The organism is Mucilaginibacter sp. 14171R-50, assembly GCF_010093045.1.
Lineage (GTDB): Bacteria > Bacteroidota > Bacteroidia > Sphingobacteriales > Sphingobacteriaceae > Mucilaginibacter.
The window spans coordinates 2,594,039-2,619,717 of record NZ_CP048115.1; the positions used below are offsets into that span (position 1 = coordinate 2,594,039).

Here is a 25,679-nt window from a genome sequence, read left to right on the forward strand (position 1 = left end):
TATTTATGCATGGCACAGGGCAGGGTATATTGGGTACTATTTACAGCACTAATGCTGCTGGCCTGCAATACACATAAGCAAAAAATATATACCAGCGATTGTGCCACAGATATCACGTTTAAAAAGTTAAGTTTTCACAACCTTGCAGACAGCATTAAACAATACGACGGGAAATATGTGGAGGTATCCGGCAGGTACGTTGAAGGGAAGCATATATCAGCCCTCGTTAACGACAGTACCTTTACAGATCACGGCAGCCGACACTCGTTTTGGGTAAATTTTACGCAGGATTGCCCCTTATACCTGAAAGGTAAAAATACCGGCCTGTTTGAAACCGAAGACGGCGAGTATAAAAAGATAAATAACCGTAAAATGACCATTCGCGGTCGGGTAGATCTAAGAAAAAAGGGCTATAAAAATGCCTATATCGCCACAATTAACGAAGTAAGCTATCTTGAGCTGGATCAATAACTCATACTAAGCTTATTACTTTCTATAAATGTTTTAAGCATTGTAACAGCAGCGCCCCCATCGCGCTTACCCTCAATTTTATTGGTCGACTTCAGGTAACCGGCCAGGTGGGTGATATTATCAGCTTTAGGCGTATAAAACCCCATAGACCATTCCGGAAAATTTCGTTCGGTAATAGGTTCGTCTACTAAGGTAATTAAATTTTTATGCCTGGAGTCCGCTTCTATTTTTGACAGGATATGATCTACATCGCTGCTTTTCCCTTCAAGTACCTGTATAAATGTGCCTTCGCTGTAAAGCAAAACCCCTGTTACCTGGTGCTTTAAATTCATATTCCGGGCGCTGTTGAGCAGATTCACCAGCTGCTCGTCTTCCATCAACTTTACAGCGGTGCTTATATAAACAAGATTTTTCATAGCGTAAATAGCCCCCAAGGTAGCATTTTACTTTAAATGAAAAAAATATTCCTATTAAATAAAACCAGGGGCTATATCTGTAACTGCATCCCGTCATAAGCTAACTCAATACCCGGCGGGAGTTCTTTACTGATAGCGGCATGCCTGCCCAAACGGTGGCTGATATGGGTGAAATAGGTTTTTTCGGCATTGATCTCCTGGGCGAAAGCTATAGCCTCTTCTAAGGTGAAATGCGAAATATGGTCCTCTTTTTGTAAAGCATTTATTACCAATATTTTCGATCCCCGTATTTTAGCCACCTCGCTGCCGGTTATTGTTTTGGCATCGGTTATATAGGTAAAGTCCTTTATCCGGAAACCCTTTACCGGCAGTTTGTAGTGCATCACCTCGATAGGGGTAAAGCGCACCGCGCCAACATCAAATGGCTGCAAGCCTATTGTATGCAAGTTTATCTGTGGGATGCCCGGGTAGCCCTTCTCATCAAAAATATACGGGAATTCGCGGCGCAGGGCCTGTTGTACCCGCTCGTCGGCATAAATATCTACAGGGCTCTGCTGCTTGTAGTTAAACGCACGGATATCGTCCATACCGGCAACATGGTCCTTATGTTCGTGGGTAAAAACAATAGCGTCAAGATGCATTACCTTTTGCCGCAGCATCTGGTACCTGAAATCCGGCCCCGAATCGATAACTATCACCTTTCCGTCGCCTTCAACCAAAACAGAAGTGCGCAGGCGCTTGTCGTGCGCGTCGGCAGATGTGCATACCTCGCACTGGCAGGCTATAACAGGTACGCCCTGCGAGGTTCCGGTTCCTAAAAAAGTAATGGTCACAGCTGCAGGGTGGTTTGTTTTAACTGGTGCAAAAAGGCCACCTGTTTATCATCTAATAAGTTATGGTCTATCTCCAGCGTGCGTGCCAGTTCAGCTACCGATGCTATTTTACTTTCCAGGTTGGCAAATTTGTTTACCACTACAACACGGCTGCTTTGCAGCAGGCAGGCGCCGGTTTTAAAATTACCTTTCTCGTACCTAACCCGGTACCCCGCCGTTTTTAACAGCATTTCCAGTTTTTCGAGGGTGTGGTTAGTAATGGTGAGCATCTTTTCAAAAATAGTAACATTTAGCATTACAGCAGTAAATTGTTGTAAATAGTAATAAAAGCCACTTATTAAATAAATTTATAAAGATGTATTATGTTTTGTATTTGGGCTTATTTAATTACTATATTGGTACACCAAAAATTCCCTGAATAATTTAACCAATTCACAAATTATGAATTCAAAGTCCGAACGGTTCCTTTCGCTGGATGTGTTTCGCGGAATGACGATTGTTTTTATGATCATTGTAAACACCCCGGGCAGCGGCGCCGCACCTTTTGCACCGCTTGAACATGCCGCCTGGTTTGGCTTTACCCCAACCGACCTGGTGTTTCCATCATTTTTGTTCGCGGTGGGCAATGCCATGAGTTTCACGATGAAAAAGTTTGACGGACTTAGCACCGGTACCGTTTTATACCGGGTATTAAAGCGCGGGCTGCTCATTTTTCTGATCGGGTATTTGATGTACTGGTTCCCGTTTGTCGACCATGGCGCTAACGGCTGGACATTCAGGCCTTTTAGCGGCACCCGGGTTATGGGTGTGCTGCAACGCATCGGGCTTTGCTATATTTTTGCCTCGCTGATCATCTACTTTGTTAGGAATAAAACAACTGTTATTATAATAAGTGTGCTGCTATTGGTGGGCTACCAGCTATTATTGCTCGCTTATGGCGATCCTAACGCCCCTTATGCTATGCTTACCAACGCGGGCACCTATCTTGATAAATATTTACTCGGCGATAGCCACCTTTACCATGGCGAAGGCCTAGCCTTTGACCCCGAGGGCATCCTGAGCACTTTGCCGGCCATTGTAAATGTTATAGTGGGTTACTACGCGGGCAAGTTTATACAGGAAAAGGGCAAAGGTTACGAAACCATTGCTCGGCTATCCTTAACGGGCGCGGTATTTATATTCATCGCGCTTACCTGGAACATGAGTTTCCCAATAGGTAAGAAACTATGGACAAGCCCTTTTACCCTGCTCACTACAGGTATAGACATGATCATGATATCGGCACTGATATACGCGGTTGAGGTGCGCGCCTGGAATAAATTTAAGTGGACTTCTTTTTTTACAACCGTGGGGAAAAACCCGCTGGCTATTTATATCCTTTCGGAGGTATTGATCATTGCTTTCTGGATGATCAAAATAGGCGATAAAAACCTGGTAGGATGGATAAACGATGCGTTTTACCAAAAGATAGCGCCCGGCCCTATCGGCTCGCTGCTTTTTGCCATCAGCTATATGATGATATGCTGGTGCGTTGGTAAGCTGCTGGAAAAGAAAAACGTTTATATTAGGGTGTAAGATCATCTGCAATGACAGTACTTTAAAATAAAAGGCCGGGATGTATACCGGCCTTTTATTTTACACTTTTGCTTGTAATAACCACCGCCATGCCCAGCGGGTAGCGTTGTTGAAACCGCCCCAGCTATCTACAAATTCGATGATCTGGCCCAGGCAGTTTTGGGTAAATTTTGCGCGGTAATTTTTTTGCGCTTGTTTAAATACTGCACCCGGGTTAGCCAGGCCAATGCGCTCATAAATTTCCTTACGTATATACATGGTACGTACAAAATAAATATTCATCAATATCACAAAGCTGTAAAGCGTTTTTTTGATGTAACCTGCTTTGGCAGTGTAGCGCTCCAGCAGGCCTTTTGTGAAATGGATATGCCGTCCCTCTTCAATATTATGCAGCTCAAATACCTTGCGGATCACGTTGTAAATTTCGGGGGCACGCCGCGTATGGTTGCCATAAACATCGGTTATCAATTCAACAGATAAGCTGCCCATAAACAAGTAATCGGCAGGAAGGTATTTGGTACTCACCCTTCCCGCAAAACTGTGTGCGGCTGTTTGCAAAAGCGGGGCGCCCTTTAACCGCGTAATTGCTTGGGCAAACATTTCCTGGTGCCGGTATTCTTCAATTATTTCCCTTATTAAAAAACGGTGCTCGGGGCTATTAGTAGGCAACTGCAATGCATACCTCGACATAAATACGCAAAACAGCGCTTCGCCCCAGCCATAGGAGTATAGTACCTGCACAATCTCGTGGCGCCCAAGGTCTTTTTTCTGCTGAGGGGTAAGGGTATCGTAAACGGGCAGGCCATGTAATGAGGTAAGCGCTTCCGGCAGGTACAGATCATCCTGCAGCGGGTCTTCCTGCCAGGGCACATAAGTTTCGGGCATCAGCGGCCGCTCCTTGCTTATCTTTATTAACCGCTCTATTTCATCTGCCTTCATAACGTTATTACGAAGATAGCAACATAAAAGACAGCAGCAGGTTTTACAAAAAGCAGCGGTTATCTCAGGTCAACCACCTCTACACCGGGGTATGCCTTTTTGTTAAAGGCGAACGTGGCATCAGTAACTTTGTAATTAGGTGTAAAGGTGCGCAGCGTATAAGTGTACTTACTGCCGTTCTTATCAAATATCTGGGCGCTGTAAAGCTGATTTTTTACCTTATCTATCAATAGCCTAACCTTAAAATAATTTTTCTGGCCATCTTCGGGTGTCAGGTCAACCACCTGGTATATTCTGCCCGCTATTTTTTGCTGGCCGGTGTAAATGTATTTATACCCTTTCTCGTATATGGTAAATATCTTTGCCGGGTTAAAACCTTCATCGCTGTTATCGGCAACGTTTAACTGCACCTCGTTGGCATCCTTTAAAAAAGTCCATTGATTTTTTCCATCGCTTATGATCTCCTGGGCAACTGTTTTTTTGCCGGGAGCATAAACGGTAACCTTATACTTGTTTACCTTTGAGCGCGATACAAGCGTGCCTGTTTGCGTTTGTTTTACATTTGCCTGCTCGTTGTCAATGGTTAAGGTAAAATCGGTTTTAACGGCATCGTATGTGCGGTATTGTTTGCTCAGCCTGTTTAGTATCAACTTTGCATCGTTATCTTTTTGGGCAAAGGCGCTTGCAACGGTTAGGGTAGATAATACTATGTAGATAAATAATTTTTTCATGCTTGTTTTAGTTTGATAGTTAGTAGCGAATTTAATGCCAACACGTCATTGCGAGGAACGAAGCAATCTCCCGATAGAAAAGTTGCCAATGCGCAAGGCGAATAAGCATAGTTACGAGATTGCTTCGTTCCTCGCAATGACGATGTTTAAACTTTAGAGTGTTGTAAACTAAATTAGTTTAATCGCGGGGTTTTTGCAGCTCTTCAAGCGCCCGCTCCAGGCTGTACTCGTCGGGATAAAGCACATCCCTGGCTTTGCTGCCCTCAAACGGACCCACAATGCCGGCAGCTTCCAATTGGTCGATGATGCGGCCTGCACGGTTGTAGCCCAGTTTCATTTTACGCTGTATAAGCGATGTTGAACCTTGCTGGTGCAGCACAATAAGCCTTGCAGCATCCTCAAACATCGGGTCGCGGTCGTCCGGGTCAAAATCTTTGGGGCTGCTGCCTGCTTCACCCTCGCCAATATACTCGGGCAGGAACATGGCCGACGGGTAGCCGCGCTGGTTGCCAATGTAATCGGATATGCGCTCCACTTCAGGCGTATCTACAAAGGCACATTGCAGGCGTATCAGGTCGCTGCCGGTTGATAACAGCATATCACCCCTACCGATCAGCTGGTCGGCGCCACCGGCATCCAATATCGTGCGCGAATCTATCTTCGATAACACCCTGAAGGCCAAACGTGCCGGGAAGTTAGCCTTAATAGTACCTGTAATAACGTTAACCGAAGGTCTTTGGGTAGCAATAACCAGGTGAATACCTACCGCACGGGCAAGCTGCGCAATACGCGCAATGGGCTGCTCTACCTCTTTACCGGCGGTCATCATCAGGTCGGCAAATTCATCAATTACCAGTACAATAAAGGGCAGGTAGCGGTGTTTCTCAGGGTCGCTTATTTTGCGGTTGATGAATTTTGTGTTATATTCTTTCAGGTTACGCACCTGCGCGTCTTTCAGCAGGTCGTAACGCTGGTCCATCTCTATACAAAGCGAATTAAGCGTGTTCACCACTTTTTTGGTATCGGTAATAATAGCGTCGGCCTCGTCGGGCAGCTTGGCCAAAAAGTGCCTTTCTATCTTGCGGAAAAGCGTAAGCTCTACCTTTTTAGGGTCAACCAGTACAAATTTAAGTTCGGCAGGGTGCTTTTTATACAGCAGGGAAACCAGTATGGCATTAATACCAACCGATTTACCCTGGCCGGTGGCGCCCGCAACCAATAAGTGGGGCATTTTGGCCAGGTCGGCAATAAAAACCTCGTTTGATATGGTCTTACCGAGGGCGATTGGCAGGTCCATGGCATTGTTCTGCCATTTTTCGGTGGCCAGGATCGACCGCATGGAAACCATTTCGGGGTTTTGGTTTGGTACCTCGATGCCGATAGTGCCCTTGCCCGGCATAGGGGCTATAATACGGATACCCAAAGCGGCTAAACTCAGGGCGATATCATCCTCAAGATTTTTAATTTTTGAGATACGCACACCGGGCGCGGGGATAATTTCGTAAAGGGTAACGGTTGGCCCTATGGTTGCCTTTATCTTATCTATCTCGATATTGTAATGGTTAAGGGTTTCAACAATTTTGTTTTTGTTGGCTTCCAGTTCTTCGGCATTTACCGCGATTTTTGCTGCGCCGTAATTTTCTAACAGATCTATACCGGGATATTTATAACTGGCCAGTTCCAGCTTGTGATCATAAGTGCCAAACTGTTCAACCAGGCTTTTAGCTTTATCATCGTCGCTTTTTTCGATGTTCAGGATAGGGGTAGGGCGTTCCTTGTCAATGGTAAGGGGTATCTCTGTTTCCTCCTCGGGCTCGTGGCTGCCGGTATCCGGCCGCAAAACCACCGGCTCATGAAACACGGGGTTTTGCTGTAAAGGCTCCTGTTTAAGGGGCTCGGTAGTCACTACAGGCTGGTTGGCCAGCATATCTTTAACGCGGTTGCCGTTACGCGGCCACTCTACCGGCAACGAAATTTCTTCGTCAATAAGTTCTACCGGCTCGGGCGATACCTCATCCACAGCCGCCGGTGCAAGCTTTTCTTTCCGCTGCGGCAGTTTAAAATCAATATTATACGCGATGATAAGTACGGTTAATATCAAAAACAGCAGGATGAAACCCGTGCCCGACTGGCCTATCTGCGCGGTTAATAAACGGTTTGTCCAGAAGCCGAAGTTACCCTCTAAATAGTGGGGCGCATCGGCTGCAACAAAGGCATGGAAGAAACCCAGCGTAACCGATATGAAAATGATGCTGAAAAACGTATAAGCCAGCATTTTGCTAACCGAAAATAATTTTATTTTAAACAACAGGCGGTAGCCGATTATAAAAAACACAAATACAAAAAGAAAAGACGCTATGCCAAACCACTCGTATATGAACTGGTTTGAAAGCAGCGCGCCAAACTTGCCCAGCCAGTTATCAACCATAGGGTTGTTAACGCCGTTTTCAAGCAGTTCTTTGGTGGTTTTGAATAAGTTGCTCCAGCCGCCGTTTGTTTTTGAAACGTAGCTCTGATCTTGCGACCAGGTGAACAGGTACGATGTAAAAGCGATAAGAAAAAAGATGGATAATACCAGAAATACCAGCCCTGCTATTTTTACCGCCCGGCCGTCGCGCAGGTCAAATATGGGCAGGCGCTCGGCAGTTTGCCTGGCCGGCCGCTCTCTGTCGGCTTTTGCGCCCGGTTTGCGCGGTTGGTTCTCCTCTTTAAAAGTATTTGATCTAAACTGATTTCCTTTCGTCGGCATCCTGTGTATTCGGCGTTTAATTGCCAAATATAAAGTTATTAATAATTCTTTATATCCTGTAAAACCTAAAAACCGTTATTAGCTAATGGGTAACGACTGTAATTGTTTAAAGGGCTCAATAACTTCTGATGGCAAAAATTTGTAAAAGCCTCTTACAACCTTTAAAAGAATTTGGGTTTTTAAATTATCGCTTGTACGAGTATATGCATTTAGTTTAGGAAAGGCTTTAATGCAGGTTTCTTCTAGCGCGTGACCAGGTGAAATTAGATACCATTTAGGAAGCTTGATTTTAAAACCATTTAATAACGTAATTATTTCAGGTTCATCATTATCAACCATTTTTCTAACTTTCTTTGATTTTACTTTTGTTACAATTCTGTCGACTACATTCTGCAAATTATCTTCTGAAATATTTATGACACTAAAAATATTTTCGGCTTCATCAAATCCATGTTCTTTAGGTAGTATCAGATGTTCGGTTAACAAAAATATGCTCAAAAAAATAGGATCAAAGATGTAATTTTCTACCGTGTATCGCTTATATAATCCGAAGACTTTAATTCTTTTTGCTTCTCGATTATCTTTTAAGTCCCAGTCAATTAAACCAGATATACTTTTGTTCCCAGAATCGTAAAGTAAATTCGTATACTGAATTACTTTTTCACAACCTGATTCACTTTTACTTCCCGAAGGCATGAATGATAGAATTATATCTTTATCAAGATATTCTCGAAGTACTTGAAATAGATTTTCAAAAAATACAACATCAAAATCTGCTTCAACGAAAACCTGTTTTCTATTTTCGTACAAAATTGAGAGGGTACTCAAACCCTCTGTAAGCATCTTGATAGCTGCATTTTTATCTGCTTGACTTAATACACCTTCTACCATCGTGAAAATTGATGATTCTGGCGAAAGGGCAACAGTTGAGGGTGAATGGGTGGTCATAATTACTTTAATCTTGTTTTGCTCTATAAATACTTCCCTAATCACTTTCAGAAAATAAGCTGTAAGGCTTGGATGCAGACTGGCATCCGGTTCATCCATTAATAATACCTCCGGAAATGTATTTAGATTGTCTTTTGTTTTTAGATTTGAATTGTATAGGGCGAAAATTAAATACATAATTGTTTTTTCGCCAGAAGAAAGCTGTTCAAATTCCACCCTTTCTCCGTTTTTGATATGAGTTAAATAAGCCTCGACAGTATCTGGATTATTCAAGTCTGGATAGTTTATTCTGTAAGGTAAATCTCCATTGTTTAATATATCGTTAAAAGTTTCCCAAGGCGGGGTTTGAGAATTCAGATTTGGATAATAATTGTGGGTGTAGATGTATTGTTTAAATAATAGAGACAAATTAGTTGAAAATAAACCTTGTTGAATATAATCTTCAAATATCACAAAGTCGTGAAATTCGAGCTTGCTGATGTCTTTTTGACTTTTTTGCGATATCCTTTTAATTAAAGTCAAATCATAATCGCTTATAGTTTGCTGACCGCCAACATCAGGAATGTTAAATTGTGCTCTGAAGCGCTGGTTTAAAGTGTTCGAGTCATTTAAGTCAGTTCCTAAAGCTTCCTGATTACCAATAAAAGGGGCGATGGTTACAAGCTTACTAAATCTGCTGCGGTCATTAATTTTAGACTGCAAGCCTCCGCCTGAAGGGTTAAACTCAAAAGAAGATATTGATTCAATCCTCATGATTTTTTCACCAATATCATTTTGTAAAAAAGAAAAGGGCTCTTTTTCTAAGTTTTCGTTCCTGAAAAAATGTTGACTTTCTTGTAATGCTGTTAATAATTGAGACTTTCCGGAGCCGTTAGCCCCCGTTATCACAACCAAATCTGGAAGGTCGATATTCTCACTATCTTTTAAGATACCGTTATTCTTGCGAATTGTTAATTTCATTGGATTCAAATTTGAACTAAGCTAATAATACAATACAGAAACATGTAAAAATAGTGGCTGAAAAAAATTAAAAAATATTGACCGTGTGTTAACAAAAATGGAAGCGTCGTTGGATATTAGCGTGAGATAAATTGATTATAAAAGTTAGTTGGAATTTCCTATCTTCACACTAAATGACCTTAACCGATCTGGAAGAATTTATTGCTAATGCCGATACAGATGCTTTAGACGCTTTGCTGACCGCTAACCCCGAGTTGGCTAAGGTAAAAACAAGCCTTAACGTATCGCCGTTAATGCTTTCATGCTATTATCATAAACCGGCCGTTACCAATATTTTATTAAAACATACTGATGATATCAGCCTGTTTGAGGCGGCTGCCGCTGATAGGTTTGATGACGTAGCCCACCTGGTATACACCCACCCCGAAAGGATAAATGCATACGCCGACGACGGCTTTACCGCCCTGGGCCTGGCCTGCTATTTTGGGCGCTTTGATGTTGCCCGCTACCTGGTGTTAAAAGGGGCCGATGTTAACCGCCCCAGCGATAATGGCTTTAACGTTTACCCGCTGCATTCGGCCGCGGCGGGCAATTTTACAAGCACCGCCCGCATGCTGATAGAGAACGGTGCCGATGTAAACGTAAGGCAGTCTGCAGGCAGCACACCACTGCATGCGGCTGCGCAAAACGGCAACCCGGAACTGCTGATCTTGCTCCTTGACAAAGGCGCACGGGTTGATATCCGTATGGAAGGCGGTAAACTCCCTGCCGACCTCGCCCGCGAAAAGGGTTTTGACGAGATAGCCGATATCCTGGAAACCTGATTTATGTTATTCGAACTGTAACTCCCATTTGTCTTCGCCGCCATCAACAACCCGAAAGATGGTTTTTTCTACCGAGGCGCCATCTATTGATGATTCAAGTCTTACGGTTTCATGATCGTGGTATTCATCTTCGCGGGGAACCATAACAGCGGTCATGTCGGCAGGGTTGCCATTAATTTTTATTGTTTTCATAATTGTATGGGTTTATAGGTTTTTAACAAGATGATTTACAATAAGTTTGAATGTAAAAATAGGTCATTTCTAACATAGAGCGAAATCTTGTTCGATATGCAATGTTCTCCGCCTGCCGCCCGGACAGGATTTCTCCTCGTACCCCGTTCGAAAATGACAATCCGGATTAAACGTTGAGCATTACTGGTATTTAACCTGGCACAACTCGCAATAAAAACTTGCCCTGCGCGATCTGCCCGTATCTTTACTTATAAACGGCACATGGTTGCGGGGGCACTCTTTTTTATGATAGGCCTGCCAGTGCCTTTTTAAGGTGCCTTCTTTTCGTTGCTCTAAAAATTCAAAGCTATATAAAATGGTTTCGGTTATCAGTTCCTTAACCTTTTTGGGCGGCATTGCGGCCATAACGCTTTCGGGATGTATCCGGCTTCTGAAAAGGGCTTCATTTTTTATGATATTGCCCACGCCCGAAAATATCTGCTGATCCATTAGCGCGTCGCAGGCCAGCAGGCCCGGAATAGCTTTCATCTTTTTGATGGCCTTTTTGGTGTCCCATGCCTCACTCATTACATCGGCCTGCCAGTCGTACACCTCATCAAGCGGTTCTTCAATCAATTTTAACTGGCAAGCGTAAAAGTTTAGCTCGCCATCTTCAAATTGCAGATGCAGGCGCGGCGATTTTTCGGTGCGCGAGTTGATGCGGTAGGTGCCAAACATCATCATGTGTATGCGGATGGTAAACCCGGCGAAGCAAATCAAAAAATGTTTGCCCCAGCTTTTAAAAGCGGTAATGGTTTGGCCGGTAAGGATGCGGGTATCAAGCGTGCCGTTGTTACAGCTTGCAGCTATTACTTTTTGGCCTGTAAACGGCTGTAGTTTTTCTTTTAATATCAGTATGCTTGGCCCCTCAGGCATGTTAACTGGTTTAGCCCCCCAACCCCCTGAAGGGGGAGCTTTATAAAAACAATTTAAAATAGCATTGTTTTTAAGGGATGAACAGAAAAATAGAAAGTAATATCGAACACTGAATGTCGAATGTTGAATTTCGAAGTGATACTTTTTTACTTTCGCATTCAAAATCCGGCATTCAACATTCAATATTTACACCCCTTAGAGCAGGGGGTTAATGCCCCTTCTTTCGCTTCAACAATCCGCCGGTGGTATCATCAACGCTTTGCTGCACTATAAAGGCGGCGGGGTCGATCTTCAATACCTCGCGTTTTAAAAGTGGTACTTCAAGCCTGGTAGCTACGGTGAAGATAATTTCGCGGGGAGAGTTGATGTGCCCATCCTTGCCATAGCCGCTTTTACCCTGGTAAACCGTAACCCCACGCCCAAGCGATTGGGTAATAGCAATCCTTATCTCTTCGCCTTTGGCCGATACGATGGTCATGCCGGTGTATTGCTCTAAACCATTCAATATAAAATCTATCATTTTTGATGCGCCCAGATAAGTTAATATAGAGTACAGTCCGGACTCTACCCCCAACAAAAATACGGCGGCGGTAAATATCACTACGTTCAATATTAATATAACATCGCTTACGCGCACAACCTGTGCTTTTCTGCTTACCAGCAGCGCAGCAATTTCGGTGCCGTCCAATACAGCGCCGCCGCGTATAGCCATGCCAATGCCCGAGCCAATAAACACGCCCCCAAAAACCGCCGTAAGTAGCTTATCATGCGTAACATCAGGAAAATTAACAAACGCAATACATAACGAAAGGCCTGCAATGGCCAGCGCGCTTTTAATGGCGAAGGTGACGCCAAGTTTACGATACCCTAAAAATAAAAAAGGAAAATTTATAACAAATATCAGTACTGATAAAGGAGTTTTCGTGATATCGGCAACCAACATAGATATACCGGTAACCCCCCCGTCAATAAAATGGCTCGAGAGCAGAAACCCTTTTAAGCCCATGCCCGCGGATAATATTCCAGATATAATAAGTAATGAATCGACGAATGCGCCCCTGAATTTCATAGTGCTATTTATACAGTAACCAATTAGATGAGTGGTTAAGATAGCAAAAAAATCAGCAGTGGTGACACAGATTAGTCACCAAAAATTTCATAAGCCTGATTGTTAGGCGTTTGCAGGTGTTCATGATGTGAGCGTGTGCTGAACGTGAACACTTGCCCAACCAGGTCGCTTCAGTGGCCGGTTTATCGTTTACCAGCCGCTCTTTAGTCCTTCTTTCAATGCAGCCTGGTATTTCTCCAGGTCGAAAGCGTACAGGTAGGGTGCTTTATGGGCACCACCTTTACGGGTTTGGTCCAGCTTGTTTAAAATGCCGAAGCCTAAAATGCGGCGCTGGAAATTGCGGCGGTCCAACTTTTTATCCAGGATGGTTTCATACAGCTTCTGCAGTTCGGGCATGGTAAATTCGCGGGGCATCAGGTTATAACCAATCGGCTGGTAATTAAGCTGCAGGCGCAGGGTATCTAATGCCGTCCGGAATATCAGTTCGTGGTCGAGTTGAAAGGATGGCAGGTCGTTAAGGTCGCGCCAGGTGCATATTTCAGAAAAATCATCGGGCGTGGGTGTCACATTAAAAAAATCAACTAAGGCGTAGTAACCTATAGATATAAAACGCTGGCCAAAAAAGTTTTTCTCTTCGGGCAGCATATCCTTATACATTTCGTTGTGCACTTTAGAGCGGTCGGGGTCGCCAAAAATATGAAACTGTTGTAAAAATATCTCGTCTATACCGGTCCGTTCCTTTAAAATGCGGTCGGCGGCCTTTTCAATAGGCTCCTCTTTGCGCACAAAGCCGCCAGGCAAATACCAGGCTTCTTCGTTGTTGCTTTTCAGCATCAACACCTTCATCTGCCCTTCATGAAAACCAAATACCACACAATCAATAGATATGTGGTTAAGGTACTTCTTTCCGGCTTCGGCCCAAAACTCTTCCAGCTCTTGCTTAGTTAACATTTATGTTATTGATAAAAATACTTTGAATGTTTAAATTTAATATTTACAATTGTGTACCAATTACACCATGTGTTAAGCATTATTAAAAACCAATAATAGTTAATAAATTTTTATAGTGTTTTAATAATGCAAAAATTAACATTTATTTGGTTTATAACCTTACGCTCCAAATATCGCATTGATGAAAAGATATTTTACCAATAAGCCGGTTGCTTACCTAAGCGCGGCTATGCTGCTTTGCCTGCCTTTTGGCAACGCTTTAGCTCAAAAACAAAGCGAAACGGCAAAAATGAATGCCTTTGTAAATGGTTTAATGAAAAAAATGACCGTTGACGAAAAGATAGGTCAATTAAACCTGGTAACAGGCGGCATGGCCATAACGGGCTCGGTAACCAACAACGGTATCAGCGAAGGCGTAAGAAAGGGCAGCATTGGCGGCATATTTGGGTTATACGGCACCGATAACGTGCGTAAAATGCAGGAAGCGGCAGTGAAAAGTACACGCCTGCACATTCCATTAATATTCGGCCTTGATGTAATACACGGCCACCGTACCATATTCCCGATCCCGTTAGGGATGTCAACCACCTGGGATATGGGGCTTGTTGAGCAGGCTGCCCATATTGCCGCTAAAGAGGCTACTGCCGAAGGGTTGAACTGGGTATTTTCGCCGATGGTTGATATTGCCCGCGATGCCAGATGGGGGCGTATATCTGAAGGTGCAGGCGAAGATCCGTACCTGGGTGGTAAAATTGCCGCCGCTATGATAAGAGGTTACCAGGGTACCAGCATGAGAAATGCCGACGCGGTTATGGCCTGCGTAAAACACTTTGCGCTTTACGGCGGCGCCGAAGCCGGCCGCGAATATAATACGGTTGACATGAGCCGCCTGAGCATGTATAATTATTACCTGCCCCCATATAAAGCAGCACTTGATGCAGGCGCAGGCAGTTTCATGAGTTCGTTCAACGTAGTTGACGGTGTGCCTGCTACAACCAATAAATGGCTGTTAACAGATCTGCTGCGCAAGCAGTGGGGGTTTAAGGGTTTTGTGGTGTCAGATTACACCGCTTTAAATGAAGTTACCAACCACGGACTGGGCGACCTGCAAACAGTATCGGCACTGGCCTTAAAGGCAGGTTTGGATATGGATATGGTGGGTGAGGGCTTTTTGACCACCCTGAAAAGATCTTTGCAGCAAGGCAAGGTAACCCAGGCCGAAATAGATCAGGCTTGCCGCCGGGTGCTCGAGGCAAAATACAAGCTGGGTTTATTTGATAACCCTTACAAATCTATCGACCCGGAACGCGAAAAGACTGAGATAATGACCGAGGCTAACCGTAAGGCTGCACGCGTTACCGCCGAGCACTCGTTTGTACTGCTGAAAAACGCCAACCAGATACTACCGCTAAAAAAATCAGGAGGCAGCATCGCCCTTGTTGGCCCGCTTGCTGATAATAAAAGGGATATGCTGGGTACCTGGGTAATTGGCGGCGAATGGGAGAAATCGATCAGCGTAATGGAAGGGATCAAGCACATCGTAGGCGATAATGTGAAGATCAATTATGCGAAGGGCAGTAATATTACCGATGACACGACCTTTATGAAGCGCCTTAACTTTGGGCCCGGGATGGTAACGCTTGATAAACAATCGCCAGAGGATATGATAGAAGATGCGGTTAAGGCGGCAAAAAAATCAGATATCATTGTGGCGGTGGTGGGCGAATCGCAAAGTATGAGCGGCGAATCGTCGAGCCGGTCAGATATCAGTATCCCTGAAAGCCAACAGATGATGTTAAAGGCGCTGGCCAAACTGGGTAAGCCCATAGTTATAGTATTATTTAACGGCAGGCCGCTTACCCTTACGTGGGAAAATGATAATGCAGCCGCCATATTAAATGTATGGGCGCCGGGTACCGAAGCGGGTAACGCCATTGCCGAAGTGCTGTTTGGCAACTATAACCCATCGGGTAAATTAACTACCACGTTTCCGCGTAGCGTAGGGCAAATACCTTTATATTATAATCATTTAAATACGGGCCGCCCTTACTCATCAGGCCCTACCAAGTTCAAGTCCAATTATCTCGACATCAGTAACGATCCGCTTTATCCGTTTGGTTATGGGTTAAGCTACACTAATTTTACCTATGGTAATATAAAGCTGAGCAAAACCAGGTTAAAAGGCAACGAAACACTTACAGCAACGGTTACTGTAACCAATAGCGGCCATTACGATGGCGAAGAAGTTGTACAGTTGTATATTACCGACCCGGTTGCAAGCATAAGCCGCCCGGTGCAAGAGCTTAAAGGGTTTATAAAAATAAACCTGAAAGCCGGCGAGCAACAGGATGTGAGTTTTAAGATCACTACGCAGCAGCTTAAGTTTTATAACAGCCAGCTTAAATATGATTGGGAACCCGGCGACTTCATTGTGCGGATAGGTACAAACTCGGCTGATACAAAAAGTGCCGGCATTAAATGGGCTAAATAACCTAAGCGTGGCAGTGTACGTTTTTTGTTAAATTATTTTTATATAAAATAGCATCTAATATGCCTTAATAATATTATTAAGGCATATTTTTTTTATACAAAGTGTGTAATTGTCTAAAAAATGGGTTGGTGTAAAATACTCGTATTCACGCACCGATTTTTAATATCATAAATGTAAAAATGACATAAGTTTTCTATGAGGTTTGTTTTATGCACCGTACTTCTTAAAAAAATAAAAAAAGTATTTTAAAATTTAAGAAGGTGAACAGGCTTTCACGGCTTTTATAAAATTTAAAAGAGTTTTTTGGTCTAAAAAAGCCTTTATAACAACATTTTTACATTGCTAAATTGTTACTTTCATGTGGTTTATATTAACAATACGATAATTAATTATTAACACAGCTTAAATATTGTTTAATAAATACTGTAATAAAATAAATAATTAATAATTCTGTAAATGCAACTTGTGTAACCTGTACACTCTATTTATATTAGAGCATTACCAATTATAAACTTTTCTTTTTAAAGAAAGGCGTACTGAACTTAACGGACAAAAAACAATAACAAACCTTTGGTTAGGGGAGTGATGTTGTAAACGGAATAAATTTTTAGACAGGATAGTGTAACTATATGATAAAACTTTTACAATTTTTTCTTTTTGATCTACTCATGTTTATCGGGCGCCGCCCGGCCTTTCAAAGAAGAAATCTTCAAAGTTTCTCTTTAGTTGCTATTTCCAGCAAACAGCCCAACAACCGAATTACGTTCTTAAATCAAATATATTAATCAACTAAATCTCAATCTCATGTTTAAAAGTTTACTCCTTAAAGGAAGAGCACTATGCCTGCTACTATGCTGCATGGTTTCTTCATTGGTAGTTACAGCTCAAACAAAGCACACCGGAAAGGTTACTGGCAGCGACGACAAGTTGCCTGTAGTTGGAGCCACTGTGCAGGTTAAAGGCACTACCATTGGTACACAAACAGACGTTAACGGACAGTTCAGCCTGAACGTTAGTCCGGGTACCGTATTAGTGGTATCTTATCTGGGTTATCAAACCCAGGAAGTTACTGTTGGCGCTTCAGAAACAATTAACGTTGTTCTGCAGGTTGGCAATAACACGTTGAACGAAGTAGTAGTAACCGGCTACACCTCGCAACGTAAAAAAGACATTTCCGGTTCGGTTACAACTGTGAATGTTGCGGCAGCAAAATCAGTGCCTTCTGTAAGTGCTGAAAGTATCCTGCAAGGCCAGGCGGCCGGTGTTAACGTTGTAACACAAGGTACTCCGGGTGGCGGCTCACAAGTTACCATCCGCGGTTTAAGTAACTTTAACAATTCATCGCCGCTGTATGTGGTTGACGGATTGCAAACAGGAAACATCTCAAACCTAAACCCTAACGATATCGAGTCGATCTCGGTATTGAAAGATGCGGGTGCTGCTGCTATCTACGGTGTTAGTGGTGGTAACGGTGTTATCGTAGTTACAACCAAAAAAGGTAAACAAGGTAAAACAACCATCTCTTACGATGCATTTTACGGTACTACCCAGCCCTTAAGCGGTAACGTATTTAATTTGCTTAATGCCGACCAGTTTGAGCAATTGGTTGCTAAGGTTGACCCTGATAACGATTTAATGAAGGGTAACCCTAAAGGTAACAAATTTTACGATTACGGTTATCAGTCGGGCGCTGGTGCTAAAGGTGTATTTAACCAGGAGCAAGCCAGCTCATTTTTGCCGAACTATCACCTGGATAACGATCCTGCAAGGGACTACCTGATCCAGAAGTTTGTTAAAGGTGCAGGTACCGATTGGTTCCACGAAATTTTCAAAAGTGCTCCTATCCAGCAGCACTCGTTAAGCGCAAGTGGTGCAAGCGATAAAAGCAACTACTTTATGTCTTTAGGTTACACCAACCAACAAGGTACGCTTATCAACACTTACTTTAAAAGATACCAGGCCCGTGTTAACACCACCTTTAGTGTAAAAGACCACATCAGGTTGGGCGAAAACTTAAGCTATTATTATAACAGCTCGCCTAACGGCGGCGGTGGTTTAGTTGGTGGTAACCAGGCTGAAGGTAACCCTATCTCTGAAACTTACCGTACACTTCCAATTATCCCTGTACGCGATATCGGGGGTAACTTAGGCGGTACTTATGCAGGCCCCGCCGCTTTAGGTAACGCACTTAACCCTGTTGGTATGCAAGAGCGCCAAAGCACTACCCATACAAACGAATATGGTGTGCAAGGTACTGTATTTGCAGAAGCCGACTTCCTGAAACATTTTACAGCACGTACTGCTTACAGTGCTGATATCTACAACCGTTACTACTATAACATCGGTTACCGCCAGTATGATAGCGGCGAGGCTCATGGTGGTAACAATAGCTACAGCGAAGGTTCATCATACGATAGCAACTTTAACTGGAGCAACACCATCAATTACAAACAAGTATTTGGAAAACATAATATCAGTTTATTAGGTGGTTTTGAGCAAAGGGGCTATACCGGCCGCGAGATAAACGCGCAGGCTAAAAACCTTTTCTCACTTGATCCTTTCTTCGCAAATATCCAAAACGGTCAGGCCGGTCAGACAACTGCTGACAGCCGGTTCAGGGATCTTAACACCATCATGTCATTTTTTGGCCGCTTAGATTATACCTTTAATGACAGGTATATTATCGGCGCAACTATCCGTCGCGATGGTAGCTCTCGTTTTGCAGCCGGTAACAAGTGGAGTACTTTCCCTGCGGTATCTGCGGCATGGCGCGTAACCCAGGAAGACTTTGCTAAAGGTTTAAACTGGTTAAACGACTTAAAGATCCGCGGTAGCTACGGTACATCAGGTTTCAACGGTAACGTAGGTGTAAACAGTGCTTATGCGGCTTTTGGTGGTGGCCCGGGTTCATCATCTTATGCTATCGATGGTTCGTCAAGTTCAGTTATCCCAGGTTACTTAAGAAACTCATTGGGTAACCCTAATGCTGTTTGGGAAACTGATAAAACCTTAAACGTTGGTTTCGATGCATCATTATTTAACCACTTGGATATTAGTGCCGAGTATTACAAAAAAACTATTTCGGACCTGTTGGTAGTTGTACCTGTTCCTGCAACAGTTGGTACACAAGAAGGCGCATGGCCAACTGTTAACAACGGTCAGGTTGTAAATAAAGGTTTAGATCTTAGCGCTACTTACCATGGCTCGGCCGGTGAGTTCACCTACTCAATTGGTGCTAACATCACCACTGTAAGTAACGAAATTACAAAGTTGGGCGCTCCGTTTTTCGCCTCAGATGTTCGTAACGGTAACGTAGTTTACAACCAGGTAGGCGGCCCAATTGGCGCGTTCTACGGTTACAAGGTTGTAGGTTACTGGAATACCCAAGCCGAGATAGATGCGCTTGACGCACAACAAAAACCAGATTTGTTTGGATCTGTGCCGGTTTACCAGGATAAAGCTGCTCCGGGCCGCTTCCGTTATGCTGATGTAAACGGCGATGGTCGTATCACCGATGCTGACCGTACCCAAATTGGTGACCCAACCCCAGATTTCACTTATGGTGTTAACCTGAACCTTGGTTACAAAGGGTTTGACCTTAGCGCTGTATTATATGGTTCACAAGGTGGCGAAATTTATAACAGCGTGAAATATTGGACTAATTTTTACGGTACTCAAACCGGTAACAAAAGTATAGACCTGTTGAAATACGCTTGGGACCCTGCTAAATCTGCAGCAGAAAACGCAAATGCAAAAGCGCCTATAGCTGAAAAAACAACCACTTTCAGTACTTCTGATGCCGTAAACTCGTACTATGTAGAAAATGGCTCATACCTTAAATTAAAATCGGTACAAATTGGTTATAAATTTGCGCCAAGCATTCTTAAGACTGTTGGGGTTGATCAGTTACGTGTTTACGTACAAGGTACTAACCTGTTTACCTCTACCAAATATACAGGTCTTGATCCGGAGCTTCAGGCATATGATGGCCGTAACAGCCAGGGCATAGACAGAGGTAGCTACCCTAACAACGAACGCAGATTTATTTTTGGCGTAAACCTTAGTTTCTAACAATAACTAACATAATATATAAAGAGAATAGTTATGAAAAAAAGTTTTAAATTAAAAGTCCTTATACCGGCAACACTCGTGTTGCTTGGAGGCTCTTACTCTTGTAAGAAGTATCTTGATCAGGCGCCTATCGGCTCGCTGATCCCCGATGTGGTTGCAACACGTACGGGTGTTGATGGTGTTCTTATTGGCGCATATTCAGTTGTTGATGGTGTATTTGACGGTCAGACTGGTAGCCCATGGGAAACCGGTACCGATAACTGGGTATATGGTAGTGTGGTAGCCGGAGAGGCCTTTAAGGGCTCTAACCCTGGTGACCAGCCTGCCGCTGCAAACCTTGAGGCGTTTAGCGCTACAGGTGCTAACGATTACTTAGATCACAAATGGCGTGTATGCTATGCCGGTGTACAACGTGCTAATGATGTAATCAGGTTATTAGCCCAGGTTAAAGATGGTTCTGTTACTCCCGAACAACAAACACAGTATATAGCCGAGGCCCGTTTTCTGCGTGGATTCTTCCACCTGGAAGCTGCTAAACTTTGGAAAAACGTGCCGTATGTGGATGAAACGATCACCTACGCAGCACAAAACTACAATATTCCAAATGATGGCCCTATATGGGATAAAATTGAGGCCGACTTTGCAGCTGCTGCACAAGACCTGCCTGAAACACAGCCGCAAATTGGCCGTGCAAATAAATGGGCTGCTTTAGCATTCGAAGCTAAAACGCTTATGTTTGACCATAAATACGGCGATGCTTTTACTATTTTGAAAAATGTAATTGACAACGGTAAAACAAGTTCAGGCGCGAAATACGCTTTAGGTAAATATGCTAACAACTTTAACCCGTCTACCAAGAACGGCCCTGAGGGTGTATTTGTAGTACAGGCATCTGTACATGATGGTGCCAATGGTTTGAATGGTAACGCTGGTAACGTGTTAAACTTCCCATCTGCAGGCCCTGCAGGATGCTGCGGTTTCTTCCAGCCAACATTTGATTTTGTAAACTCATTTAAAGTTGATGCTAACGGATTGCCGTTAATGGATACTTACCAAAATGATTTCATGAAAAATGATCAGGGTGTGCCTGCCGGTACTGTGTTTATGCCGGGCGATGAGTTAGTTGATGCCAGGTTAGACTGGTCAGTAGGCCGTCGTGGTATCCCATATTTAGACTGGGGAATTTGCCCGGGTGCTGCCTGGGCCCGTGACCAGCCAAACGGTGGTCCGTACCTGCCAATTAAAAACGTATACTACAAAGCCGCGCAATCAACTACTTCAGATTCATACGGTGGCTGGGCTGCAAACCAGTCAACTTCAAACAGCTATAATGCTATCCGTTTTGCTGATGTTATTTTATGGGCAGCTGAGTGTGCAGTTGAAGCAAACCAACTTTCGGTTGCTGAAGGTTACGTTAACCAGGTAAGGGCCCGTGCTGCTGACCAAAGCGGTTGGGTTAAAGGTAAGCTAACCGGCTATACCGGCGGTGATGTTGAAAAGCCTGAAGTTGATAACAGCCAGTTTGCTGCAAATTACAAAGTAGGGTTATACACCGGCCAGTTTACTACAAATGGCCAGGCATATGCCCGTAAAGCGGTTTACTTTGAGCGCAAGCTTGAGTTAGGTATGGAAGGCCATCGTTTCTTCGACTTATCGCGTTGGGATGCCGTAAATGGCGGCCCTGCAGGTTCGATCATGTCAACAGAGATTGAAAAATTCCTGAAAAATACCCGTGATTTTGGCGATAAATTTGCCTCAGCGGTAATGAAAGTTGCTAAATTCACATCTAACAAGAATGAGCTTTACCCGATACCTCAATTCCAAATTGATATTTCTAAAGGCACATTGAAACAAAATCCTGGCTATTAATAAGTTAGTAGCTTTTGGAAGAGGGGAAGGTAATCTTATCTTCCCCTCTTTTTTTATTAATAAATTTCTTAATATCGTTGAATGAAACCCCTTAAATACCTGCTGTTGATCGTTCTGCCGCTTTTTATATTCTCATGTAAAAAGGCCACCATGTTCGAAAAAATATCCTCTTCGCACTCGGGGATAAAATTCAATAACGAAATAGTAGAAAACGACACCATTAACCCGCTTGATAAGCTTAATATTTATAATGGTGGTGGGGTTGGCATAGGCGATTTTAACAACGATGGATTGCAGGATATTTATTTTGTTGGTAATGCCGTATCAAACCGGCTTTATATAAATAAAGGCGATTTTAAATTTGATGATGTAACCGAAAAAGCCGGTGTTGGCGGCAAGGGCGGTTGGGGCCGTGGCGTAGCTGTAGTTGATATTAATAATGACGGATTAAAGGATATCTACGTTTGCAACACTTTGCTTAACGATTCGGTTAAGCGGTTAAACCTGCTTTACATAAACCAGGGTGTTGATAAAAATGGCGTACCGGTTTTTAAAGAATCGTCAAAAGAATACGGCCTTGATATAAATATACACTCTACCATGGCATCGTTTTTTGATTACGATAACGATGGCGACCTGGATATGTACCTTACCGTTAACGAGGCACAATCAACCGATAATACAAGTTCCTTCAGGCCGATTCTGAAGGATGGATCAAGCCGCAGTACAGGCAGGCTTTATCGCAACGATTACGACCCCAAATTAAAGCACGGTGTTTATACAAATGTATCAAAACAGGCCGGCATACTCATAGAGGGTTACGGCCACGCCGCCAGTATTGTAGATATAAATCGCGACGGCTGGAAAGACATTTACGTCACTAACGATTTTTTACCAAGCAATATCCTGTATATCAATAATCACGACGGTACGTTTACAGATCGTACCCAGGAATATTTTAAACATACCGCAACCAGCGCAATGGGTCAGGATATACAGGATATTAATAACGATGGCCTGGCGGACGTTTTCGAACTGGATATGGACCCCGAAGATAACTACCGCAAAAAGATGTTTATGCCCGGTACCGCATATCAGTTATATCAAAATTTCGACACTTACGGATATCAATACCAATATAATCATAATACCTTGCAGCTAAACCAGGGCCCGCGTTTGGGTCAGAACGATTCGATTGGCGCCCCGGCATTTAGCGAAGTTGCCTTTTTAAGCGGGGTAGCCCAAACCGACTGGAGCTGGGGGCCTATGATAACCGATTTTGATAACGATGGCTTCAGGGATATTGTAGTAACCAACGGTTACCCGCGCGATGTTACAGACCATGATTTTATTGTTTTCAGGAACGAATCTTATATTATAGCAAGCAAAAAACAGATACTGCAGCAAATACCTATCGTTAAAATATCAAACTATGCCTTCAGAAATAACGGCAGGCTGCAATTTGAAGATGTCACTAAAAACTGGGGGATAGATATCCCTTCATTTTCTAATGGTGCCGCCTATGCGGATCTGGACAACGATGGCGCCATGGATATGATCATTAATAATATTGATGATGAAGCTTTTATTTATAAAAACACCTCCCGCGAAAAGGATAAAAACGATAATCATTATCTGCAGATACAGTTTAAGGGCAATCCCCAAAACAAGGATGGGATAGGCGCCTGGGCCGACATCTATTACGACCACGGTAAACATCAGGTGTATGAGAATACCCCCTTCCGCGGTTATTTGTCAACTATTCAGGATATCGCGCATTTCGGGTTGGGGAAGGTCGCTAATATCGATTCTGTTGTCATAAAATGGACAAACGGTAAACAGCAAACCCTGACAAACGTAAAAACTGACCAGTTGCTTAAAGTTGACATCAACAATGCTAAAACGCCGTATAATTTCAACTTTTTACCCGTTAACAGCCAGTCGCTGTTTGCCGAGGTAACCAAGTCGGTAGGTATAAACTATAAACACAACGATGTCGATTTTTCGGATTTTAATGTACAAAAGCTATTGCCGCATAAATTATCGGAGTATGCGCCGGCAGTTGCCGTAGGCGATGTAGACGGCAACGGGTTTGATGATATGGTTGTGGGCGGTACTTCAAAGTACCCGGCCCAGCTTTTTTTACAGCAGGCAAGTGGTAAATTTATTCAGCGTAACCTGTTAACAACCACACAGCAGCCCGCAGATAAGTATAAGGATGAAGGATTGTTATTATTTGATGCCGACGGCGACGGCGACCTTGACCTGTATGTGGCGAGCGGCGGATACGAAGCCGAACCAAACTCAAAGCAATATCAGGACAGGGTATATGCAAACGATGGTAAGGGCAACTTTGCATTGCAGGCCGATGCCTTACCCGCCAATTTTACAAGTAAATTATGCGTAAAAGCAGTTGATTATAATAAAGACGGAACGCTTGACCTGTTTGTATCGGGCAGGGTAGACCCATGGAACTATCCTAAGCCCGTGTCCAGTTTTATCTTACGTAATGAAAGCAAAAAAGGTCATATTAAATTTTCAGATGTAACATCAACGGTTGCTAAAGGGTTAAAAAATTTAGGCCTGGTATGCGATGCATCCTTCACAGATTATGATAACGATGGCTGGCCCGACCTGGTTATAACAGGCGAATGGATGCCGGTTACCTTTATGAAAAACGACCACGGCATATTTAAAAACGAAACCCCTAACACTGGTATTGCAAATAAATTTGGCTGGTGGAATACGATAACCGGCGGCGATTTTGACCATGACGGAGATATCGATTATATAGTTGGTAACACCGGTTTGAATACATTTTACAAGGGGACCGATGAATATCCGGCATACATTACCGCCAAAGATTTTGATAACAACGATAGCTATGACGCCATACCCTCGCTGTTCCTGAAAGACAAGCAAGGGGTGATGAAAGAATTTCCGGCGCATACCCGCGATGATATCGTGAAGCAGATCATTAGCATGAGGGTGAAATTTCAAAATTATAAATCGTACGCTGTAGCTACGATGGATAGCGTAATTACCCCCGACATGCGTAAAGGCGCTGTAAGGTTAAAAGCAAATGAACTGCGGTCGTGCTATATGCGTAATGACGGGCATGGTAAGTTTACCATGATACCATTGCCGATCGAAGCGCAAATGTCGCAGCTTGCAGGGATAATTGTTGATGATTTTGATGGTGACGGCAACCTTGATGTAGTCCTTAACGGTAACGATTATGGTACCGAGGTTAGCACCGGCCGGTATGATGCCTTTAACGGTTTATTATTAAAAGGTGATGGTAAAGGTGGGTTTAAGCCTTTAAGCATTATGCAAAGCGGTATTTACATACCCGGCGATGGTAAAGCGCTGGTAAAATTACGAAGCGCGAAGGGTAATTACTTATTGGCTGCCACACAGTATAAGGACGCTTTAAAAGTTTTTGAATTAAAAAAGCCGGTAACTACGGTTAGTTTGCAGCCATTGGATATGTTTGCTATTATTAAATACAAAAACGGCAAAACTGCTAAGCAGGAATTCTATAACGGCGGATCGTTTCTGTCGCAATCTGGCCGTTTCTTTAACATAGATTCATCAATGGCGTCTGTTAGCATAACAGATAACGCCGGCCATACCCGAAATATACCTTTAAAATAATATATATAGCCGATGACC

At 43.4% G+C, this 25,679-nt stretch carries 18 protein-coding genes; 7 read left to right on the forward strand and 11 right to left on the reverse strand.

All coding sequences use genetic code 11. From position 1 onward, the window contains the following. Positions 1-9 precede the first annotated feature (9 nt). Entirely contained in the window at positions 10-471 is a 462-nt protein-coding gene (locus tag GWR56_RS12010; protein WP_162431478.1) for a hypothetical protein, read from the forward strand. On the opposite strand, the gene GWR56_RS12015 is transcribed toward GWR56_RS12010, so the two are convergent. The 3 genes from GWR56_RS12015 to GWR56_RS12025 all read right to left on the reverse strand — a co-directional run bounded on the left by GWR56_RS12015 (position 465) and on the right by GWR56_RS12025 (position 2,016). After that, positions 465-887 (reverse strand): BLUF domain-containing protein, encoded by a 423-nt coding sequence (locus tag GWR56_RS12015; RefSeq protein WP_162431479.1) that lies wholly within the window; start codon positions 885-887, stop codon positions 465-467. The genes GWR56_RS12010 and GWR56_RS12015 overlap by 7 nt on opposite strands. A gap of 71 nt (positions 888-958) precedes the next feature. Continuing rightward, entirely contained in the window at positions 959-1,720 is a 762-nt protein-coding gene (locus GWR56_RS12020) for an MBL fold metallo-hydrolase (protein WP_162431480.1), read from the reverse strand. After that, positions 1,717-2,016: a hypothetical protein gene (locus GWR56_RS12025; RefSeq protein WP_238395225.1), complete on the reverse strand. Its 300-nt coding sequence runs from the start codon at positions 2,014-2,016 to the stop codon at positions 1,717-1,719. Before GWR56_RS12025 ends, GWR56_RS12020 begins: the two co-directional genes overlap by 4 nt. 145 nt (positions 2,017-2,161) lie before the next feature. On the opposite strand from GWR56_RS12025, the gene GWR56_RS12030 reads away from it, so the two are divergent. Continuing rightward, positions 2,162-3,295, forward strand: a complete 1,134-nt coding sequence (locus GWR56_RS12030) for an acyltransferase family protein (RefSeq protein ID WP_162431481.1) — start codon at positions 2,162-2,164, stop codon at positions 3,293-3,295. A gap of 60 nt (positions 3,296-3,355) precedes the next feature. Here the strand turns inward: GWR56_RS12030 and GWR56_RS12035 are convergent, their stop codons facing one another. The 4 genes from GWR56_RS12035 to GWR56_RS12050 all read right to left on the reverse strand — a co-directional run bounded on the left by GWR56_RS12035 (position 3,356) and on the right by GWR56_RS12050 (position 9,622). Continuing rightward, positions 3,356-4,234, reverse strand: a complete 879-nt coding sequence (locus GWR56_RS12035; RefSeq protein WP_162431482.1) for a diiron oxygenase — start codon at positions 4,232-4,234, stop codon at positions 3,356-3,358. Positions 4,235-4,293: 59 nt separating this feature from the next. Continuing rightward, positions 4,294-4,965, reverse strand: a complete 672-nt coding sequence (locus tag GWR56_RS12040; RefSeq protein ID WP_162431483.1) for an outer membrane lipoprotein carrier protein LolA — start codon at positions 4,963-4,965, stop codon at positions 4,294-4,296. Positions 4,966-5,143: 178 nt separating this feature from the next. Beyond that, entirely contained in the window at positions 5,144-7,714 is a 2,571-nt protein-coding gene (locus tag GWR56_RS12045; RefSeq protein ID WP_162431484.1) for a DNA translocase FtsK, read from the reverse strand. A gap of 78 nt (positions 7,715-7,792) precedes the next feature. Further along, a complete protein-coding gene (locus tag GWR56_RS12050; RefSeq protein WP_162431485.1) occupies positions 7,793-9,622 on the reverse strand; it encodes an ATP-dependent endonuclease in 1,830 nt (609 codons plus the stop codon). A 173-nt stretch (positions 9,623-9,795) separates the two neighbouring features. On the opposite strand from GWR56_RS12050, the gene GWR56_RS12055 reads away from it, so the two are divergent. Continuing rightward, on the forward strand, positions 9,796-10,446 hold the full coding sequence (locus tag GWR56_RS12055) for an ankyrin repeat domain-containing protein (protein ID WP_162431486.1): 651 nt from the start codon (positions 9,796-9,798) through the stop codon (positions 10,444-10,446). A 6-nt stretch (positions 10,447-10,452) separates the two neighbouring features. Here GWR56_RS12055 and GWR56_RS12060 read toward each other — a convergent pair whose 3' ends face one another. The 4 genes from GWR56_RS12060 to GWR56_RS12075 all read right to left on the reverse strand — a co-directional run bounded on the left by GWR56_RS12060 (position 10,453) and on the right by GWR56_RS12075 (position 13,573). Beyond that, positions 10,453-10,638 carry a hypothetical protein gene (locus GWR56_RS12060; RefSeq protein WP_162431487.1) on the reverse strand — a complete coding sequence of 62 codons (186 nt, stop codon included), beginning with the start codon at positions 10,636-10,638 and terminating at the stop codon, positions 10,453-10,455. A 180-nt stretch (positions 10,639-10,818) separates the two neighbouring features. Continuing rightward, positions 10,819-11,553 (reverse strand): DNA-formamidopyrimidine glycosylase family protein, encoded by a 735-nt coding sequence (locus tag GWR56_RS12065; protein ID WP_162431488.1) that lies wholly within the window; start codon positions 11,551-11,553, stop codon positions 10,819-10,821. Positions 11,554-11,761: 208 nt separating this feature from the next. Next, positions 11,762-12,622, reverse strand: a complete 861-nt coding sequence (locus tag GWR56_RS12070; RefSeq protein WP_162431489.1) for a YitT family protein — start codon at positions 12,620-12,622, stop codon at positions 11,762-11,764. Between the two features lie 189 nt (positions 12,623-12,811). Beyond that, positions 12,812-13,573 (reverse strand): NUDIX domain-containing protein, encoded by a 762-nt coding sequence (locus GWR56_RS12075; protein WP_162431490.1) that lies wholly within the window; start codon positions 13,571-13,573, stop codon positions 12,812-12,814. A 181-nt stretch (positions 13,574-13,754) separates the two neighbouring features. On the opposite strand from GWR56_RS12075, the gene bglX reads away from it, so the two are divergent. The 4 genes from bglX (at position 13,755) to GWR56_RS12095 (ending at position 25,661) form a co-directional block, all read left to right on the forward strand. After that, positions 13,755-16,064, forward strand: coding sequence for a beta-glucosidase BglX (bglX, locus tag GWR56_RS12080; protein WP_202925316.1), 2,310 nt, complete (start codon positions 13,755-13,757; stop codon positions 16,062-16,064). 804 nt (positions 16,065-16,868) lie between these two features. Then, entirely contained in the window at positions 16,869-20,135 is a 3,267-nt protein-coding gene (locus tag GWR56_RS12085) for a TonB-dependent receptor (protein ID WP_162431491.1), read from the forward strand. A gap of 33 nt (positions 20,136-20,168) precedes the next feature. Further along, positions 20,169-22,004 (forward strand): RagB/SusD family nutrient uptake outer membrane protein, encoded by a 1,836-nt coding sequence (locus tag GWR56_RS12090; protein WP_162431492.1) that lies wholly within the window; start codon positions 20,169-20,171, stop codon positions 22,002-22,004. A gap of 81 nt (positions 22,005-22,085) precedes the next feature. After that, on the forward strand, positions 22,086-25,661 hold the full coding sequence (locus GWR56_RS12095) for a VCBS repeat-containing protein (protein WP_162431493.1): 3,576 nt from the start codon (positions 22,086-22,088) through the stop codon (positions 25,659-25,661). Positions 25,662-25,679 lie beyond the last annotated feature (18 nt).

What these genes read in the sequence shown, in the direction of transcription:
- GWR56_RS12010 (WP_162431478.1), top strand. Translation starts at nt 10, where the DNA reads ATGGCACAGGGCAGGGTATATTGGGTACTATTTACAGCACTAATGCTG.
- GWR56_RS12015 (WP_162431479.1), bottom strand. Translation starts at nt 887, where the DNA reads ATGAAAAATCTTGTTTATATAAGCACCGCTGTAAAGTTGATGGAAGAC.
- GWR56_RS12025 (WP_238395225.1), bottom strand. Translation starts at nt 2,016, where the DNA reads ATGCTAAATGTTACTATTTTTGAAAAGATGCTCACCATTACTAACCAC.
- GWR56_RS12030 (WP_162431481.1), top strand. Translation starts at nt 2,162, where the DNA reads ATGAATTCAAAGTCCGAACGGTTCCTTTCGCTGGATGTGTTTCGCGGA.
- GWR56_RS12035 (WP_162431482.1), bottom strand. Translation starts at nt 4,234, where the DNA reads ATGAAGGCAGATGAAATAGAGCGGTTAATAAAGATAAGCAAGGAGCGG.
- GWR56_RS12040 (WP_162431483.1), bottom strand. Translation starts at nt 4,965, where the DNA reads ATGAAAAAATTATTTATCTACATAGTATTATCTACCCTAACCGTTGCA.
- GWR56_RS12045 (WP_162431484.1), bottom strand. Translation starts at nt 7,714, where the DNA reads ATGCCGACGAAAGGAAATCAGTTTAGATCAAATACTTTTAAAGAGGAG.
- GWR56_RS12050 (WP_162431485.1), bottom strand. Translation starts at nt 9,622, where the DNA reads ATGAAATTAACAATTCGCAAGAATAACGGTATCTTAAAAGATAGTGAG.
- GWR56_RS12055 (WP_162431486.1), top strand. Translation starts at nt 9,796, where the DNA reads ATGACCTTAACCGATCTGGAAGAATTTATTGCTAATGCCGATACAGAT.
- GWR56_RS12060 (WP_162431487.1), bottom strand. Translation starts at nt 10,638, where the DNA reads ATGAAAACAATAAAAATTAATGGCAACCCTGCCGACATGACCGCTGTT.
- GWR56_RS12065 (WP_162431488.1), bottom strand. Translation starts at nt 11,553, where the DNA reads ATGCCTGAGGGGCCAAGCATACTGATATTAAAAGAAAAACTACAGCCG.
- GWR56_RS12070 (WP_162431489.1), bottom strand. Translation starts at nt 12,622, where the DNA reads ATGAAATTCAGGGGCGCATTCGTCGATTCATTACTTATTATATCTGGA.
- GWR56_RS12075 (WP_162431490.1), bottom strand. Translation starts at nt 13,573, where the DNA reads ATGTTAACTAAGCAAGAGCTGGAAGAGTTTTGGGCCGAAGCCGGAAAG.
- bglX (WP_202925316.1), top strand. Translation starts at nt 13,755, where the DNA reads ATGAAAAGATATTTTACCAATAAGCCGGTTGCTTACCTAAGCGCGGCT.
- GWR56_RS12085 (WP_162431491.1), top strand. Translation starts at nt 16,869, where the DNA reads ATGTTTAAAAGTTTACTCCTTAAAGGAAGAGCACTATGCCTGCTACTA.
- GWR56_RS12090 (WP_162431492.1), top strand. Translation starts at nt 20,169, where the DNA reads ATGAAAAAAAGTTTTAAATTAAAAGTCCTTATACCGGCAACACTCGTG.
- GWR56_RS12095 (WP_162431493.1), top strand. Translation starts at nt 22,086, where the DNA reads ATGAAACCCCTTAAATACCTGCTGTTGATCGTTCTGCCGCTTTTTATA.